15 protein-coding genes are annotated in these 15,578 nt (G+C 72.9%); 13 read left to right on the forward strand and 2 right to left on the reverse strand.

The annotated features are described in order from the left end of the window. The 8 genes from JOF41_RS05515 (at position 1) to JOF41_RS05550 (ending at position 8,459) form a co-directional block, all read left to right on the forward strand. Positions 1 to 1,146: an acyl-CoA dehydrogenase family protein gene (locus JOF41_RS05515; RefSeq protein WP_189225363.1), complete on the forward strand. Its 1,146-nt coding sequence runs from the start codon at positions 1 to 3 to the stop codon at positions 1,144 to 1,146. Positions 1,147 to 1,190: 44 nt separating this feature from the next. After that, positions 1,191 to 1,739: an adenylyl-sulfate kinase gene (gene cysC / locus JOF41_RS05520; protein ID WP_189225364.1), complete on the forward strand. Its 549-nt coding sequence runs from the start codon at positions 1,191 to 1,193 to the stop codon at positions 1,737 to 1,739. After that, on the forward strand, positions 1,736 to 2,650 hold the full coding sequence (gene cysD, locus JOF41_RS05525) for a sulfate adenylyltransferase subunit CysD (RefSeq protein WP_189225365.1): 915 nt from the start codon (positions 1,736 to 1,738) through the stop codon (positions 2,648 to 2,650). The genes cysC and cysD overlap by 4 nt, the downstream gene beginning before the upstream one ends. Beyond that, complete coding sequence (locus tag JOF41_RS05530; RefSeq protein WP_209616629.1) at positions 2,650 to 3,939, forward strand: sulfate adenylyltransferase subunit 1; 1,290 nt, start codon at positions 2,650 to 2,652, stop codon at positions 3,937 to 3,939. Before cysD ends, JOF41_RS05530 begins: the two co-directional genes overlap by 1 nt. Beyond that, positions 3,932 to 5,320, forward strand: a complete 1,389-nt coding sequence (locus tag JOF41_RS05535; RefSeq protein ID WP_189225367.1) for an FAD/NAD(P)-binding protein — start codon at positions 3,932 to 3,934, stop codon at positions 5,318 to 5,320. Before JOF41_RS05530 ends, JOF41_RS05535 begins: the two co-directional genes overlap by 8 nt. Then, positions 5,317 to 6,897, forward strand: a complete 1,581-nt coding sequence (locus tag JOF41_RS05540; protein ID WP_209616634.1) for an aldehyde dehydrogenase family protein — start codon at positions 5,317 to 5,319, stop codon at positions 6,895 to 6,897. Before JOF41_RS05535 ends, JOF41_RS05540 begins: the two co-directional genes overlap by 4 nt. Continuing rightward, complete coding sequence (locus JOF41_RS05545; protein WP_209616637.1) at positions 6,894 to 7,364, forward strand: type II toxin-antitoxin system RatA family toxin; 471 nt, start codon at positions 6,894 to 6,896, stop codon at positions 7,362 to 7,364. Before JOF41_RS05540 ends, JOF41_RS05545 begins: the two co-directional genes overlap by 4 nt. Positions 7,365 to 7,565: 201 nt before the next feature. Next, positions 7,566 to 8,459, forward strand: coding sequence for an alpha/beta fold hydrolase (locus JOF41_RS05550; RefSeq protein WP_189225516.1), 894 nt, complete (start codon positions 7,566 to 7,568; stop codon positions 8,457 to 8,459). A 331-nt stretch (positions 8,460 to 8,790) separates the two neighbouring features. Here JOF41_RS05550 and JOF41_RS05555 read toward each other — a convergent pair whose 3' ends face one another. Both JOF41_RS05555 and JOF41_RS05560 read right to left on the reverse strand, forming a co-directional pair. After that, the gene (locus tag JOF41_RS05555) at positions 8,791 to 9,663 is read right to left on the reverse strand and encodes an oxidoreductase (RefSeq protein WP_209616640.1); all 873 of its coding nucleotides are present in this window, start codon (positions 9,661 to 9,663) and stop codon (positions 8,791 to 8,793) included. Positions 9,664 to 10,028: 365 nt separating this feature from the next. Further along, positions 10,029 to 10,625 (reverse strand): TetR/AcrR family transcriptional regulator, encoded by a 597-nt coding sequence (locus tag JOF41_RS05560; RefSeq protein WP_189225370.1) that lies wholly within the window; start codon positions 10,623 to 10,625, stop codon positions 10,029 to 10,031. Between the two features lie 352 nt (positions 10,626 to 10,977). Here JOF41_RS05560 and JOF41_RS05565 point away from each other — a divergent pair, with 352 nt between their 5' ends. The 5 genes from JOF41_RS05565 to JOF41_RS05585 all read left to right on the forward strand — a co-directional run bounded on the left by JOF41_RS05565 (position 10,978) and on the right by JOF41_RS05585 (position 15,475). Beyond that, a complete protein-coding gene (locus JOF41_RS05565) occupies positions 10,978 to 12,003 on the forward strand; it encodes a DMT family transporter (RefSeq protein WP_209616643.1) in 1,026 nt (341 codons plus the stop codon). A gap of 347 nt (positions 12,004 to 12,350) precedes the next feature. Further along, positions 12,351 to 12,743, forward strand: coding sequence for an ester cyclase (locus JOF41_RS05570; RefSeq protein ID WP_209616646.1), 393 nt, complete (start codon positions 12,351 to 12,353; stop codon positions 12,741 to 12,743). 339 nt (positions 12,744 to 13,082) lie between these two features. Then, positions 13,083 to 13,583: a hypothetical protein gene (locus JOF41_RS05575; protein ID WP_209616649.1), complete on the forward strand. Its 501-nt coding sequence runs from the start codon at positions 13,083 to 13,085 to the stop codon at positions 13,581 to 13,583. 102 nt (positions 13,584 to 13,685) lie between these two features. Beyond that, entirely contained in the window at positions 13,686 to 14,345 is a 660-nt protein-coding gene (locus JOF41_RS05580; RefSeq protein WP_209616653.1) for an RraA family protein, read from the forward strand. Continuing rightward, positions 14,342 to 15,475: a pyridoxal phosphate-dependent aminotransferase gene (locus tag JOF41_RS05585; protein ID WP_189225374.1), complete on the forward strand. Its 1,134-nt coding sequence runs from the start codon at positions 14,342 to 14,344 to the stop codon at positions 15,473 to 15,475. Before JOF41_RS05580 ends, JOF41_RS05585 begins: the two co-directional genes overlap by 4 nt. Positions 15,476 to 15,578: the final 103 nt, after the last annotated feature.

Here is a 15,578-nt window from a genome sequence, read left to right on the forward strand (position 1 = left end):
GTGGACTTCGGGTTCACCGACGAGCAGCGGGCGCTGGCGCGCAAGGTGCGCGACTTCGCCGAGGAGCGCATCGCGCCGGGCGCGGCCCGCAACGACCGGGAAGGCACGTTCCCGCCCGGTTTCTTCACCGAGCTGGGGCGCGCGGGCCTGACCGGCCTCGGCATCCCGGAGCGGCACGGCGGCCGCGGCCTGGGCGCGGTCGAGGTCGGCATCGCCGTGGAGGAGCTGGCCAAGGCCGAGGTGACCGCCTGCTACCCGGTGCTCAACGCGGCGCTCATCGGCGGCATCATCGACCGCAACGGCACCGAGGAGCAGAAGGCGGCCTGGCTGCCCGCCGTGGCCGCGGGCGAGGCCGTGGTGGCACTGGTGCTGACCGAGCCGGAGCACGGCACCGACGCGGCCGCCATCGAGCTGCGCGCCGAGCGCGACGGCGACGGCTGGGCGCTCACCGGCACCAAGACCTCGATCATGCTGGGTGCCCACGCCACCCACGGCCTGGTCTTCGCCCGCACCGGAGAGGGCGGGGCGCGCGGGGTCACCGCGTTCTACGTGCCGCTGGAGCGCGAGGGCGTGCGCCGCGAGCGGTTGCCCGACCTCGGCGCACGCGCGGGCGGGCGCGCCACCATCGTGTTCGACCGCTGCGCCGTGCGCGCGGACGAGGTCGTCGGCGAGGTGGGGGAGGGGTTCGTCGGCGTCATGCGCGGCTTCGACCACTCGCGCGCCCTCATCGCCGTGATGGCCGCGGCGTCCGCGCAGGCCGCGCTCGACGAGGCGATGGCCTTCGCCCGCGAGCGCACCGCCTTCGGGCAGCCCATCGGCAGGCACCAGGGCGTGGCCTTCCCCCTGGTCGAGCACGCCACCAGGGTGCGGGCGGCGCGCCTGCTCGCCTACGAGGCGCTGTGGCGCAAGGACGCGGGCCTGGACCACCGGGTCGAGGCGAACATGGCCAAGTGGTGGGCGCCGCGGGTGGGCGTGGAGGCCACCCACCAGGCGCTGCTGACCTTCGGCCACCGCGGCTGGCACGACGAGCACCCGATCAGCCGTCGCATGCGCGACGCCATCGGGCCCGAGATCGCCGACGGCACCGAGAACGCCACCAAGCTCGTGGTGGCCCGACAACTGCTGGGCCGCGAGCACGCGCCGTAGACGGGCCGGAGCGGCTACCGACAGGACGAGGAGGAGGAAGACCTGTGACCACCACGCTGTGGTTGACCGGGCTGCCCAGCTCCGGCAAGTCGACGCTGGGCCGGGAGCTGGTCGCCCGCTACCAGGGGCAGCGGGCCGTGCAGCACCTGGACGGCGACGCGATCCGCCGGGAGTTCTTCCCGGAGCTGGGGTTCGCCAAGGAGGACCGGATCGAGAACGTCCGGCGCATCGGCAGGCTGGCCGCGATGCTGGCCGCCCAGGACGTGCTCGTGGTCGTCTCCGTCATCGCGCCCTTCCGCAGCGCCCGCGCCGAGGTGCGCGAGCTGCACGAGAGGGCGGGCCTGACGTTCGTCGAGGTGCACGTGCACGCGCCCGTGGAGGTGTGCGCGGAGCGCGACGTCAAGGGCCTGTACGCCAAGGCCGAGCGCGGCGAGGTGCCCGGCATGACCGGGGTGAGCGACGTCTACGAGGCGCCGACCACCCCCGAGGTGCGCGTGGACACCTCGGAGTACGGCGTCGACCAGTGCCTGGAGCTGATCGACCGCGCGCTGCGGCGCGCCGAGCAGGACAGCCGGGCGGTGGTGCTGCGATGAGCGCGCCGACGACGGAACGCGCCGCCACCGGCGTGGCGGTCCTGGAGGCCGAGGCCATCCACATCCTGCGGGAGGTGGCGGGGGAGTTCGACCGCCCCGCGCTGCTGTTCTCCGGCGGCAAGGACTCCACCGTGCTGGTGCACCTGGCCGTGCGCGCCTTCGCGCCGGTGCCGCCGCCGTTCACGCTGCTGCACGTCGACACTGGGCACAACTTCCCGGAGGTGCTGCGGTTCCGCGACGAGCTGGTCGAGCGGTACGGCCTGCGGCTGCACGTGGCCGAGGTGCAGGACTGGATCGACCGCGGCGCGGTGCGGGAGCGCCCCGACGGGCTGCGCAACCCGCTGCAGACCGTGCCGCTGCTGGACAGCATCTCCGAGCAGCGCTACGACGCCGTGATCGGCGGCGGTCGGCGCGACGAGGAGCGCTCGCGCGCCAAGGAGCGGGTGTTCAGCGTCCGCGACGCCTTCGGCCGGTGGGATCCTCGCCGCCAGCGCGTGGAGCTGTGGAACCTGTACAACGGCGCGCACAAGCCGGATGAGCACGTCCGCGTGTTCCCGATCTCCAACTGGACCGAGCTGGACGTCTGGCGGTACGTGGCCGAGCGCGGCATCGAGCTGCCCTCGCTGTACTTCGCGCACCGCAGGCAGGTCTACCAGCGCGACGGCATGTGGCTCACGCCCGGCCCGTGGGGCGGGCCGGACGACGACGGCGAGCTCGTCGAGAAGGTCGTCCGGTACCGCACGGTCGGCGACGGCTCGTGCACCGGCGCGGTCGAGTCCGACGCGGCCACCGTCGAGGACATCATCGACGAGATCAGGACCAGCAGGCTCACCGAGCGCGGCGCCAGCCGGGCCGACGACCGCATCTCCGAGGCGGCCATGGAGGACCGCAAGCGGGAGGGGTACTTCTGATGGCATCAGACTTGTTGCGGCTGGTGACCGCGGGCAGCGTGGACGACGGCAAGTCCACTCTGGTCGGCAGGCTGCTCTACGACACGAAGTCCGTGCTCAGCGACCAGCTGGACGCGGTGCTGCGCAGCAGCGCCGAGCGAGGGCTGGCCGATCCCGATCTGTCACTGCTGGTCGACGGCCTGCGCGCGGAGCGGGAGCAGGGCATCACCATCGACGTGGCCTACCGGTACTTCGCCACGTCGCGGCGCACCTTCGTGCTCGCCGACACCCCCGGTCACGTCCAGTACCTGCGCAACACCGTCACCGGCGCCTCCACCGCGGACCACGCGGTGCTGCTGACCGACGCCCGCAAGGGCGTGCTGCCGCAGACCCGCAGGCACCTGGCGGTCATGGCGATGCTCGGCGTGCCCGGCATCACCCTGGCGGTGAACAAGCTGGACCTCGTCGACTTCGACCGCGGCACCTTCGAGTCCACCCGCGACGAGTTCGTCGCGCACGCGACCTCGCTGGGCTACCGCGAGGAACAGGTCACCGCGGTGCCGCTGTCCGCCCTGGCGGGCGACAACGTGGTGGCCGCGTCCGACCGCACCCCCTGGTACGACGGGCCGACGCTGCTGGAGCACCTGGAGACGGTCGTGCCCGACCGGCGCGGCTGCGACGTCGGGTTCCGGATGCCGGTGCAGTACGTGCTGCGCGACGGCGCCACCGACTACCGCGGCTACGCCGGTCAGGTCGTGGCGGGCGAGGTGAGTCCCGGCGACCCCGTGGTGGTGCTGCCCGACGGCGCCACCACCACCGTGGTCGAGGTGGGCACGCCCGACGGCCCGGTGGACCGCGCCCGCGAGGGCGAGCCGGTGACCCTGGTGCTGGCCGACGAGGTCGACATCACCAGGGGCGACCTGATCGCCTCCGCCGACCGCAGGCCGCGGGTCGACGACGAGCTCGACGCGACGGTGTGCTGGCTGGCGGACGAGCCGCTGCGGCCCGGCGCGCGGGTGCTGCTCAAGCACGGCACGCGCACGACGACGTGCCGGGTGCTGGACCTGCCCACCCGGTTCGACGAGCAGGAGCTGGCGCTGGAGGACGGCCCGCAGGAGCTGTCGCTCAACGAGATCGGGCGGGTGCGCCTCCAGGTCGCCGACCCGCTGCCCGCGGACGACTACGCCGACTGCGTCGCCACCGGCGCGTTCCTGCTCATCGAGCCGAACGACGGCAACACGCTGGCGGCGGGCCTGCTGGGCGACGCGCTGTCGGTGATGGCGTCGGGCGGCGGGGCGCGGGATGACTGAGCGGGACGGGGACCTGCTGCGGGTGGCCGTCGTCGGCGCGGGCGCGAGCGGCACGCTGGCGGCGGTCCACCTGCTGCGGGCCGCCGCGGACCGGGGCAGGCCGCTGCGGCTGGTCCTGGTCGACCGCAGCGGCGAGTTCGGCCCCGGCCGGGCCTACCGCACCGCCGACCCCGAACACCTGCTCAACACCCCGGCGGGGCGGATGAGCGCGTTCGCCGACGACCCGGACCACTTCGTGCGCTGGAACCTGGGGCGGGGCCGGGACGTCGACGGCGCGGCCTTCCTGCCGCGCGGCGACTACGGCCGCTACCTGACCGAGGCGCTGCTCGCCGAGGAGCGCCGGGCCGGCGGCGTCGCGGTGGTCGAGCGGGTCGCGGCCACCGCGACCGGGCTGTCGGCCGACGGCGCCCGAGTGGTCGTCGAGCAGGCGGAGCGGGCCCCGCTGCGCGCGGATCTCGTCGTACTGGCGACCGGTGTGGGCGGCGGCGACCCGCTCGCAGGACTGCTGCCCACCGGGGCGCCCCGCTACGTGGCCGACCCGTGGGACGGCGCCGCGGCGATCACCGACGACTCGCCGGTGCTGGTGCTGGGCACCGGTCTGTCCATGATGGACCTGGCGATCTCGGTGACCCGCGCCCATCCCCGCGCCGAGGTGCACGCGGTGTCCCGGCACGGCCTGCTGCCCCGGCCGCACCGCACCGGGGGCGCGTCGGTGGCGCCGCCGCGCGGACCGCACCCGCCCGAGCGCGTCGGCTCGCTGCGCGACCTGCTGGCCTTCGCGCGCCGCGGCGTGGCCGAGGACCCCGACCGGTGGCGGGAGTTCGTCGACCGGTTGCGGCCCCACGCACCGCGCCTGTGGCAGCAGCTCGACATCCCCGAGCGGCGGCGCTTCCTCGACCGGGTCAACCGGTACTGGGACGTCCACCGCCACCGGGCCGCGCCCGCCACGCACCGGCGGGTGCGGGCGCTGATGGGCGCCGGGCGGCTGCGCGTGCACCGCGGCCGGGTGGCGGGCCTGCGCCCGGTGCCGGACGGCTTCGAGGCCGATCTGGTCACACGGGCGGGCCGCCGGTCGCTGCGCGTCGGCTGGGTGGTCAACGCGACCGGGTTCAGCGGCGAGGTCACCGACCGCCCGGACCCGCTGCTGCGGCGGCTGCTCGACGACGGCACCGCCCGGCCCGACCCCCTGGGTCTGGGCCTGACCACCGGGCCCGACGGGCGCGTGCTGGACCGGCGGGGCGCGCCGCGGCCGGTGTTCGTGCTCGGCGCGCTGCGCCGGGGCGAGCTGTTCGAGAGCACCGCGGTGCCGGAGATCCGCGCCCAGGCCGCGGCCGTGGCCGCGACCGCGATGGCGATTCCCGGAAGAGAGGTGACGACATGAGCACGCGTGAACCCGTGATGCACCCCGCGTACATCGGCGGCAAGGACGTCGAGCACCCCGAGGGGAAGTACGTCCACACGGTCGCCGCGCGGGCCGTGCTGGAGGACACCTTCCCCGCCATGGCGCTCAAGCGGGACCTGGACGCCGGCCTGGTCGACGCCCGCTCGGCCGGACCCGCGGTGGTCGGCGGCTGCGCGCTGGCCGACGAGGACATGGCCAGGTACGCGCTGGAGTCGGCGGCGCGGGCCGCCCCCGAGTGGGCCCGCGTGCCGCTGCACGAGCGCATCGCCGTCGGCGTGCGCATCGGCGAGCGGCTCCGCGAGCGGCGCGACGACATCGTCGACCTGCTGGTGGCCGAGGGGCAGCCGCGCGACCTGGCCGGGCCCACCCTGGACGAGTACTGGTACGCCGACTACAGCCGGGAGACGCTGCACTGGTGCGCCTCGCAGATGGGGTGGACCCACCACCGGGGCAGCGGGCGGGCCGTGGTCCGGCGGGTGCCCGACGGGGTGGTGTGCGTGAACCCGCCGCAGAACGCGTCCACGCCCAACGCGCTGTTCGGCGTGTCGGCGCTGCTGGCGGGTAACGCCGTGGTGGTGCGCGCGCCGCGCGGCGTGCCGCTGGCCACCACGCACGCGCTGCGCGAGGTCGTCGTGCCGGTGCTGGAGGAGGCGGGCGCGCCGCCGGGCGTGCTCAACGTCCTGTGTGGACCGCCGATGACCCGGCTGTGGCTGGAGAGCCCGCACGTCGACGACATCGTCTACGTCGGCGGCAGCGCCAAGGGCCTGGAGTTCGAGCGCGCCGCGGTGGCGGCGGGCAAGAAGCCGGTGCTGGAGCTGGCGGGAAACGACTGCGTCGTGGTGTGGCGGGACGCCGATCTCGACGGCGCGGTGCGGGCCATCGCGGAGAACTTCCGCCAGTCCGGGCAGATCTGCAACATCCCCAACCACGTGGTGGCGCACCCGGCGATCGCCGACGAGCTGCTGGACCGCCTGGTGGCCGAGGCCGCCGAGGTCCGGCCCGGCTACCCCGACGAGCCCGGTGTGGTGCTCACGCCCGTGCTGATGGCGGGGGCGCACTTCGCCAACATCGCCGACGCGGTGGGCCGGGGCGCGAAGCTGCTGCACGGCGGTCGCCGCCTGGAGGTGGACGGCTCGCCGTCGGACACCGGCCTGTTCGTCGAGCCGACCGTGCTGCGCGTCGACGGCCTGGCCGGGGCGCGGGACGTGCCCGCCGTGCGGGAGGAGACGTTCTCCCCGCTGGTGCCGGTGGTGGTGCCGGAGCAGGACGACGACGAGGCGCTGTTCGACGACGTCCTGCGGTTCGTCGGCGAGAACGCCTACGGGCTGCGCACCTCGTTCTGGGTGCGCGACGAGCGGCTGGTGCACCGGATCGTCTGCGAGGTGACCCACGGCGGCGTGGTCAACGTCAACGACTCGCACTCGGCGTTCCGGCCGTTCCTGCCCACCCACGGCGGCACCGGCCTGACCGGTGGCGCGTTCGGCGAGGCGAACTACCTGATGCTCAGGACCACCCGGCTGCAGGGCGTCAACATCGTGCGAGGAGGATCGTGGTGACCAGCGAGCACACCGTTGTCCTGACGACCCCGGCGCCCGCGGGCGAGGTGTTCGCCGCGCTGCGGCGGCAGGAGCGGTTCCCCGAGGTCTCCGCCGACATCCTGGCGGTCACGGCCGAGGGGGACGACCGCTACCGCTACGAGTTGCGCTTCCGCGGCGGGGTGGCGCGCTGGGTGCAGCGCGTCGAGGTCGACGACGCCGCACGGGTGCTGCGCTTCGAGCAGGTCGAGGGGGACTTCGCGGCCCTCGGCGGTGCCTGGGAGGTCACCCCGACCGGTGACGGCAGCGAGGTGGCCTACCGGGTGTCGTTCCGCACCAGCATCCCGCACCTGGCCGGGGCGATCGACCCGATGATCGCCAGGGTGCTGCTGCGCGCGGCGGTGGCCGTGGTGACCGGCCTCGTCGATCGGGCCCAGGTCGTCGACGACGCCGCGGCGCTGCGCGACGAGCTGTCCGTACTGGGGTGAGGCCCGCCGGGTGAGGGAGCGGCCACCGGGTGTGGCCGCTGCTGCCGGGGACCGCGCGCCCGTCACCGTCGGGTCGTCCGGTGACATGGTCGACGCGGGCCCCGGCAGCTCGGCCGGCCGCGGTGCCAGGGCGGCGGAATTCACCTTTTCGTGGCAGTGAGCGGATTGTTTGACGTCCTCGCCACCGCGCAACCCGGTGGTGTGACTCGTGAGCAGGGACCCACCACCGTCAGCCACCGGACCGTCGACGTCGACGGCATCGAGACCTTCTACCGCGAGGCGGGCCCCGAGGACGCGCCGGTCGTGCTCCTCCCGCACGGCTACCCCTCGTCCTCGTTCCAGTTCCGCAACCTGATGCCCGCCCTGGGCGACCGGTGGCGGTGCGTCGCCCCGGACTACCCCGGCTTCGGCTACAGCGCCACGCCCGCCCCGGACCGGTTCTCCTACACCTTCGCGGGCTACGCCGACTTCCTGTGCCGGTTCACCGAGGTGCTGGGCCTGACGCGGTACGCGATCTACCTGCACGACTACGGCGCCCAGTTCGGGCTCAGGTTGGCGATGCGCGCGCCCGAGCGGGTCACCGCCCTGATCATCCAGAACGGCGACATCTACGAGGACCAGCACGGCCCGAAGTACAAGCCGCTCAAGGACTACTGGGCCGACCCCACCGAGGAGGGGCGCGCCGAACTGGCCGCCGCGGTGAGCGAGGAGGGCTTCCGCGACGAGTTCGTCGGCGAGATCCCGGAGCACCTGGCCGACCGGGTGAGCCCCGACCTGTGGCGGCTGTCCTGGTCGCTGATGAACCGGCCGGACCGCCGGGAGAACCTGGTCAACCTCATCGCCGACCAGGCCCGCACCCTCGACTGGTTCGCCGAGGAGCAGGCCTACCTGCGCGAGCACCGGCCGCCCGCGCTCATCGTCTGGGGCCCGCACGACGGCTACATGCCGGAGGGCGCGGCCCGCGCCTACCTGCGCGACCTGCCCGACGCCGAACTGCACCTGGTCGACGGCGGGCACTGGGCGCTGGAGACCAACCTGGACGAGGTGGTGAGCCTGGTGCGCGACTTCCTGGGCCGCGTGCTGCCCACGCGGTGATCCGGTCGCCCTGGCGTCCGCCAGGACCGACCGATGACTCCCCCGCGACGCGGGTTCGGCTGTCGTCCCTCGGGAGTGGCGGCGAGGGCCGAACCGGTGCGGCCGCCGCGACGAGCAGCTTCGCCGTCGCCAGGGCCAGTCCGGAAGTCGCGCCGGTGATCACCGCGACCTTGCCGTCGAGCTTCGCCATGCCACTCACCGAGTGAAATGAGGGTGCTCTCATCTGGTTCGTCGACCATGGCGAGGATGAGGGCACCCTCAAAGTCGAGGCGTGTCACATCCCGGTGTCGTGTCCCCGTGCTCGCGGGCGAGGACCCGTTGCCCGCTCGCCTCAGGCGGCTGGCATGGGGAACTCGACGCGGGTGAGGCGTTCGGAGACTTCCCACAGCTCGCGCGCGATCCCGTCGTCGAGTGCTTCGCCGGACAGTTCCTCGAGGGCGGCCGGGCCGCGCACCCCGAACCGGCTGGGCCCGCAGAAGCCCGCACCGGGAACGTCGCCGACGGTGGCCAGCAGCACCGGCCGCGCTCCGCCTTCGGCGGTCTGGGCCAGCAGCCGCGTCGCCAGCGCGAGGGTGCGGTCGAGCAGGCGCTTGCCGGTGGTCATGGTGAACCCGGTCGCCGCCCAGCCGGGATGCGCCGCCGTGGCCAGCACCGGGGAGCCCGCCTCGTCGAGGCGGCGCTGCAGTTCTCGGGTGAACAGCAGGTTGGCCAGCTTCGTCTGGCCGTAGGCGCCGAACGGCCGGTAGGGCCGCCGCTGCCACTGCAGGTCCTCGAAGTCGATGTGCGCGTTGCGGTAGTTGGTGGAGGACACGGTGATCACCCGCCTGGTGACCCGGCCCAGCAGCAGGTTCGTCAGCGCGAAGTGCCCGAGGTGGTTGGTGCCGAACTGGCTCTCGAAACCGTCGGCGGTGTGCCGCAGGGTGCTGGTCATCGAGCCCGCGTTGTTGATCAGGTAGTCGACGGGCGCGTCCACCGTGTCCGCGAACTCGCGCACCGAGGCCAGGGAACCGAGGTCCAGCGGGCGCGACTCGGCCAGACCGCCCATCTCCGCGGCGGCCGCACGGCCCCTGTTCTGGTCGCGCACGGCGAGGATGACCCGCGCGCCCTTCGCGGCCAGCGCCATCGCGGTGGCCTTGCCGATGCCGCTGCTGCCGCCGGTGATGATCGCGGTCCGGCCGGTTTGATCGGGGATGTGCGTGGTCATGACGTGATGGGCTCTTTCCGTGGACGTGTTGCGCGGTGGCGGCACCGGTGGTTCCGGACAACCGCCCCTGTCGGACGGTTCGGTGAACGGGGTGTCCACACCGCGGAGGTCGCCGGGACGCCGCGATGGAGGACAGCGGTCACACCGGTATGACAGCAACGGGTCGGCCAGCGCGTCCAAGACCTGTTTCGCACGTCGTCATGCTGGAAGTGCATAACGAGGCGTTGCGGGACCCGATCCGGCGGTTTTGGAGCTCGCGCGCGGTTCCGCGGAGGAGCGGGGCGCGGTTCTCGCGGACGCGGCCCGGCGGGCCAGGCGAAGGTGACGCGCCGATCGGCGGCAGGCCCCGCTGATCGGCGCCGGTGTCAGCCGCGGACGGCGGCGATCATCTGGTCGTACAGGGCGAACGGGTCCGCCTTGCCCCCCTGGCGAACCCACAGCTCCGACGCGGCGTCAACGCACGCGAACACCGCGGCGATGACGCCCACGGCGCGCGGATCGGGTGTCGGACCCGGCTCGATGCCCATCCGGGCCTCGATCACGGGCACCAGCGCGGCCTGCCACTTCAGCCGCTTCTCGTGGTACCTCGACCGCAGCGGAGGGTTGTCGAAGATCAGCGTGGTGATCTCCAGCACCTGCCGCGAGGTGTGCTCGGCCGACGCGATGGCGGCGAACCCGGCGCGCAGCGCGTCCCACGGCGACATCCCGGCGGGCTGGGCCTCGACGGTGCTGACCAGCAGTTGCCCCAGGCCGTCCTGGTCGCCGCAGACCAGGTCCTCCTTGGTGCCGAAGTAGCGGAAGAGCGAGCGCTGCGACACACCCGCCTGCTTGGCGATCTGCCCGACGGTCACGGCTTCGTAGCCGTGCTCGGTGAACAGCGCCAGCGCGGTGTCGACGATTTCCGCGACAACGGCCTGTCGTGACCGGTCCCACAGCGTGGTCGGCTGGCGCGGTGTGTCCATTGCTCTCAATCGCGGTTCACGGCGGTGGTGGCGACCCTGTCCGGCTCGTCCGGGGCGAGTACATGATGTCCCGCTCGACGGTTGAAGTCGAACGCGCGGGGGAGTCGCGACTCGGCTGCGGCGGTGGCGAGTGCGGTGGTCACGACTTCCTCCGCTGTCCGCACGCGGGAACCGCCTGCGGCCCAGGACCCCACGAGCATGTCGCCGATCTCCGCGTCGCCGGCGTTGTTGCCGATGTCGCGGACCGCGATCCCGGATTCGGTGACGCGGTGTGCGGCGAGCGGTACGGTCGCCCTGTTCCTGCACGCGGCCGTGCGGCCGCGTTTCGGCCGGTTGGGGCCCAGGGGAGTGGATGTCTGGCAAAGGTTGGTCGCTGTTCGCCGTCATGTCCGTGCTCTGGGGGGTGCCGTACCTGTTCATCCGCGTGGCGGTGCACGAGGTCGACCCCGTGTTCGTCACCTTCGCCCGCGTCGGCATCGCGGCGCTGGTGCTGCTGCCCGTGGCGCTGCACAGGGCAGTGATGTCGCGGCTGCGCGGCCGCTGGGCGGCGATCACCGTGCTGGCGCTGGTGCAGATCGTCGGACCGTTCACCCTGATCGGCATCGCCGAACAGCACGTCTCCTCGTCGCTGGCCAGCCTGCTGATCGCGGCGGACCCGCTGCTGGTCGCCGTGTTCGCGATCTGGCTGGACCGCTCGGAGCGGGTGACGGGCGGCCGGATGGTCGGTCTGCTGGTGGGACTCGTCGGCGTGCTGCTGCTGCTCGGCTTCGACGTCGGCGGTGACGCGCGGGTGCTGTTCGGCGCGGCGCTGGTGGTGCTCGCGGCGGCGGGCTACGCGGCCGGGGCGCTGATGCTGAAGCGACCGACGTACGCGTCGCTGCCGAGCCTGGGCGTGGTCACCGCCGAGTGCGCGATCGCGACGGTCGTCATCGCGCCGTTCGCGGCGTTCCGGGTTCCCTCGCACGTTCCCTCGCTGGAAGTCGTGGGCAGCCTGGTCGGGTTGGGCGTGCTGTGCACGGCCCTGGCCTGGTTGGCGTTCTTCGCCCTCATCACCGAGGTCGGCGCCAGCCGGGGCACGGTGTTCACCTACGTCAACCCGGCGGTTGCCGTGGTGCTGGGCGTGGTGCTGCTGGACGAGCCGGTGACCGCGTGGACCGCGGCCGGGTTCCTGCTGATCGTGCTGGGGTCCTGGCTGTCGACGGGCGGCAGGCCGCCGACGGCGCTGCCGGGTGGGCTGACCGGTCGGCGGCGGGGCGAGCGGCGGATTCCGCCGGCGGCGGCCGCGGACTTCCTGGGGGTGCCCGCGACCGGTCCGTCGGCGGGGACCTTCTTGCCGCCTCGGTGGATGGCGGCCCCGATCCGGCGGATCACCACGTAGTTGTCGGAGGCATCCGCCCGCACCGGGTCCCCGGTGCGGTAGCAGTCGTCGGGGACAACGAAGACCAGGTCCTGCCGCGGTGGTGCTCGGCGACGTCACGGGCACTGGTCAGCTCGGCGGTTCCCGCTCCCTCGTAGCCGAGCCGACAGAGGGTCGGCATCGCCTTGTTCAGCGCCACGTCGGCGTCGAGCCCACGCGGTCTGCCGATCCGTGGTGTCGCCACCGCGTCATCGCACTTTGGCACCGATCGGTGCAGAAGTGCTAGCATCAAGTTCAGTACCGATCGGTGCATAAGTGGCCTCGAGTGCGCCCTGCCGGCCGGTGGCGAGACAGGAGAGGACGATCCCGTGACCGACAACGGCCTGCGTGACTGGTACATGCGGTACATAGAGGCGCTGAACGCCCACGACTTCGACGGCATGGACGAGTTCATCAACGACGAAGTCCTGCTCGGCGGCGTGCCGGGAACCCGTGACGACGTCGTCAACACCTTGAAGGGGATCGTCGACGCCGTTCCCGACATCCACTGGGAGGTCGACGAGCTGCTGTTCGACCGCGACGGGATCGCCGTCCGCGCGATCAACACCGGTACTCCCGCCAAGGAGTGGCTCGGCGTTCCGCCGTCCGGCGCGTCGTTCGAGATCGTCGAGTACGCCATCTACAAGGTCGCGGACGGCCGCTTCGTGCAGATGACGAACTTGCACGACTCCGCCGAGATGCGGCGGCAACTCACGACCTGAGCGCGGGGGTTCCACGTCTGCCGCGCGTTGGGGCAGGGCGTGGACGGCATTCACGTCGCGATCACGGGGCGCGAATGCCGGTCCGTCCAATGGGGACCGCAGGTGAAGTGGCGGTGGCGGCGGGGAACGACCGCCAGGGTCGCCGCTTCTTCCTGTTCGCGGATCGCGCGGTGGACGTCCTGGTTGGGCTGCTTCCCGGTCGACGAGTGCGACCGGGACTGTGGCCGCGAACACAGTGTGCCATGTCCCTATTAAATGATAGCGTCTTCTCACATAAGAGCTTGTTGGGACTCTAAGGGTGGGCGCGGACGCGCTCGCCCGGCTCGGGAGGGGACGATCGTGCTGTCCGATACTCATCCGAACGCCTTGTGGCTGGCCCAGTTGTACCGGGGCGGCGCGGCCATCACCGCCGATCCGACCCTCAGCGAGGACGAGCGGCTCCGGCGGCAACGGGAGCACATCGGTGAGGTGATGCAGCGGATGTCCCCCGACCTGGTGATCCACACCGGCGGCGTGCGGCTGGCGGCGACCGGGGGGAGGGACTTCTTGGACCGCTACGTGAAGCGGCGGGCGAGCCTCGCCGACGCCAACGTCGAGCCTGTCGAGTTCGACCAGATCCTCGCCGACGACCACTACGGCATCGTCCACGGGACCTTCCGCACGTCGCGCGGTGACTGGAACTGGACTCGGGTCGGCATGGGCGCGTGGCGCTTCAAGGACGGCGTGGCCGTCGAGCACTGGGAGCTCTCCGACGGGCCGACGTGGGATGAGTTCTTCCTCGCGGGCGACCCGACGCCGTTCACGGGATCGGCGGAGGAGTTCTGGACCCGCGGCGTCTGACCGCGCGGTCGGTTCCGCTCCGCGCTCCTTGTGGCCGGAGGTCGGGAGAGTTATGGTCGCCTTGTTTGAGAGAGACGTATCATTTAATGATAGGGTATTGATATGTATATTGCCGCGGCGACCGACCGCGTGTCCATCGCCCCAGGTTGGTCTCGCGCGGCAGCGGCGGAGATCCACCGCTTGGGCGAGGTGCCCGCGGCCAACGTCGGTGACGCGCTGCAGCGGATGACCGTGGTGGACGGCGGCATCCGGCTGTTCACCGGGCACGCCGCGCTGCTGGGGAACGCGCTGACGGTGGACGTGCGGTCGGGTGACAACCTGGCCGTCCACCGGGCGCTCGACGAAGCCCGACCGGGCGATGTTCTGGTGGTCAACGGGCACGGCGACATCACCCGCGCGCTGATCGGCGACCTCATCGGCGAGATCATGGTCAACAACGGCGTCGTCGGCGCTGTGGTCGACGGCGCGGTCCGCGACGTCCGGGCGCTGTCCGCGATGGGCCTGGCCGTCTACGCGCGAGCGGTCACCCCCGCCGGGCCTTTCAAGGACGGACCCGGCGCCATCGGTGTCCCGGTGGCGGTCGGCGGCGTGGTGGTGGCGGCCGGTGACGTGGTCGTCGGTGATGCCGACGGCGTCGTCGTCGTTCCGAGGCACCGGGTGCGGGAGGTCGTCGACGCGGTCGACGGGATCGGCGAGATGGAGGAGGCGCTGCGGCGGCGCATCCTCGCGGCCCGCCCCGACCGCCCGGTGGTGACCGGATGACCGCCGCACCGCGGATCGAGCAACTGCGCCGCTTCTCGCGGCGCCCGGCCCTGACCCCGGCTCCGCCGGGCGCGGTCTCCCTCGCCATGGGCGAGCCGGACTTCCCGACGCCGCCACCGGTGGTCGAGGCCGCGGCGGCCGCGTTGCGCGCGGGGCACACCCACTACGCGGACCAGAAGGGGCTGCCGGAACTGCGCGCCGCGCTCGCCTCCCGGTTGCCCTCGCACCCCGGTCGGACGTGGAGCGCGGACGACGTCGTCGTCACCCACGGCGCCACCGGTGCGCTGGCGGCGGTCGTGCTCGCGATGGTCGGCCCCGGCGACCGCGTGGTCATCCCGGAGCCCGCCTACTCGCTGTACGCCGACCTGGTCGTCCTCGCCGGGGGCACCGTGGATTTCGTCCCGCTCGCCCCGGACCTGCACTGGGACCTCGACGCGCTGGCCGCCGCGCTCCCCGGCGCCACCATGGTGATCTTCTCCAACCCCGCCAACCCCACCGGGATCGTGCACAGCGAGCAGGAGCTCAAGGCCCTCGGGGATCTCCTCGGCGGCTCCGACGTCCTGGTCGTCAGCGACGAGGCGTACCACCGGCTGGTCTACTCCGGACACGAGGCGACCCCCGCGCTGGCGGTCGACTCGCTGCGGAACCGGACGGTGTGCGTGCAGACGTTCTCCAAGACGTACGCGATGACCGGCTGGCGGGTGGGGTACCTGGCCGGACCGCGCGAGGTGGTGGACGCGGCGGCGCACATGCACCGGACCTTCAACGGCTCGGTGAACACGGCGGTCCAGCGCGCCGCCATCGCCGCTCTGGATCTGCCGGACGAGGTCGTGGACGTCATGGTCGACACCTACCGGTGGCGTCGGGAACTGGTGGTCGAGCGCCTGTCGGGCGTCCGGGGCCTGCACCTGGTCCCGCCGGAGGGCGCGTTCTACGGATTCCTCCGCTACGACGCCGCTCGCCCCTCCGAGGAGGTCGTCCGCGAGCTCGCCGAGCGGAAGGTGCTCGTCCGGGCGGGGGCGGAGTACGGGCCATCGGGCGAGGGGCACATCAGGATCTCGTTCGCGGCCTCGGAGGACGACCTGCGGATCGGGTTGGCCCGCATCGTGGACCACCTCGGCACCGCGTGATCCCGACGGGGCGGGACGCGCGCCGCGCGCGTCCGAGCGGTGGAACGCGCCGCGGCCGGAAGCGTTACCCTTTGCCCGCACTTCTACGAGCGGAGGAGGCCCG

The organism is Saccharothrix coeruleofusca (assembly GCF_017876325.1).
GTDB lineage: Bacteria > Actinomycetota > Actinomycetes > Mycobacteriales > Pseudonocardiaceae > Actinosynnema > Actinosynnema coeruleofuscum.

Coding starts and splice junctions, on each gene's coding strand:
- JOF41_RS05530 (WP_209616629.1), top strand. CDS start 2,650: ATGGCATCAGACTTGTTGCGGCTGGTGACCGCGGGCAGCGTGGACGAC.
- cysD (WP_189225365.1), top strand. CDS start 1,736: ATGAGCGCGCCGACGACGGAACGCGCCGCCACCGGCGTGGCGGTCCTG.
- JOF41_RS05580 (WP_209616653.1), top strand. CDS start 13,686: ATGTATATTGCCGCGGCGACCGACCGCGTGTCCATCGCCCCAGGTTGG.
- JOF41_RS05535 (WP_189225367.1), top strand. CDS start 3,932: ATGACTGAGCGGGACGGGGACCTGCTGCGGGTGGCCGTCGTCGGCGCG.
- JOF41_RS05555 (WP_209616640.1), bottom strand. CDS start 9,663: ATGACCACGCACATCCCCGATCAAACCGGCCGGACCGCGATCATCACC.
- JOF41_RS05560 (WP_189225370.1), bottom strand. CDS start 10,625: ATGGACACACCGCGCCAGCCGACCACGCTGTGGGACCGGTCACGACAG.
- JOF41_RS05540 (WP_209616634.1), top strand. CDS start 5,317: ATGAGCACGCGTGAACCCGTGATGCACCCCGCGTACATCGGCGGCAAG.
- JOF41_RS05585 (WP_189225374.1), top strand. CDS start 14,342: ATGACCGCCGCACCGCGGATCGAGCAACTGCGCCGCTTCTCGCGGCGC.
- JOF41_RS05565 (WP_209616643.1), top strand. CDS start 10,978: ATGTCTGGCAAAGGTTGGTCGCTGTTCGCCGTCATGTCCGTGCTCTGG.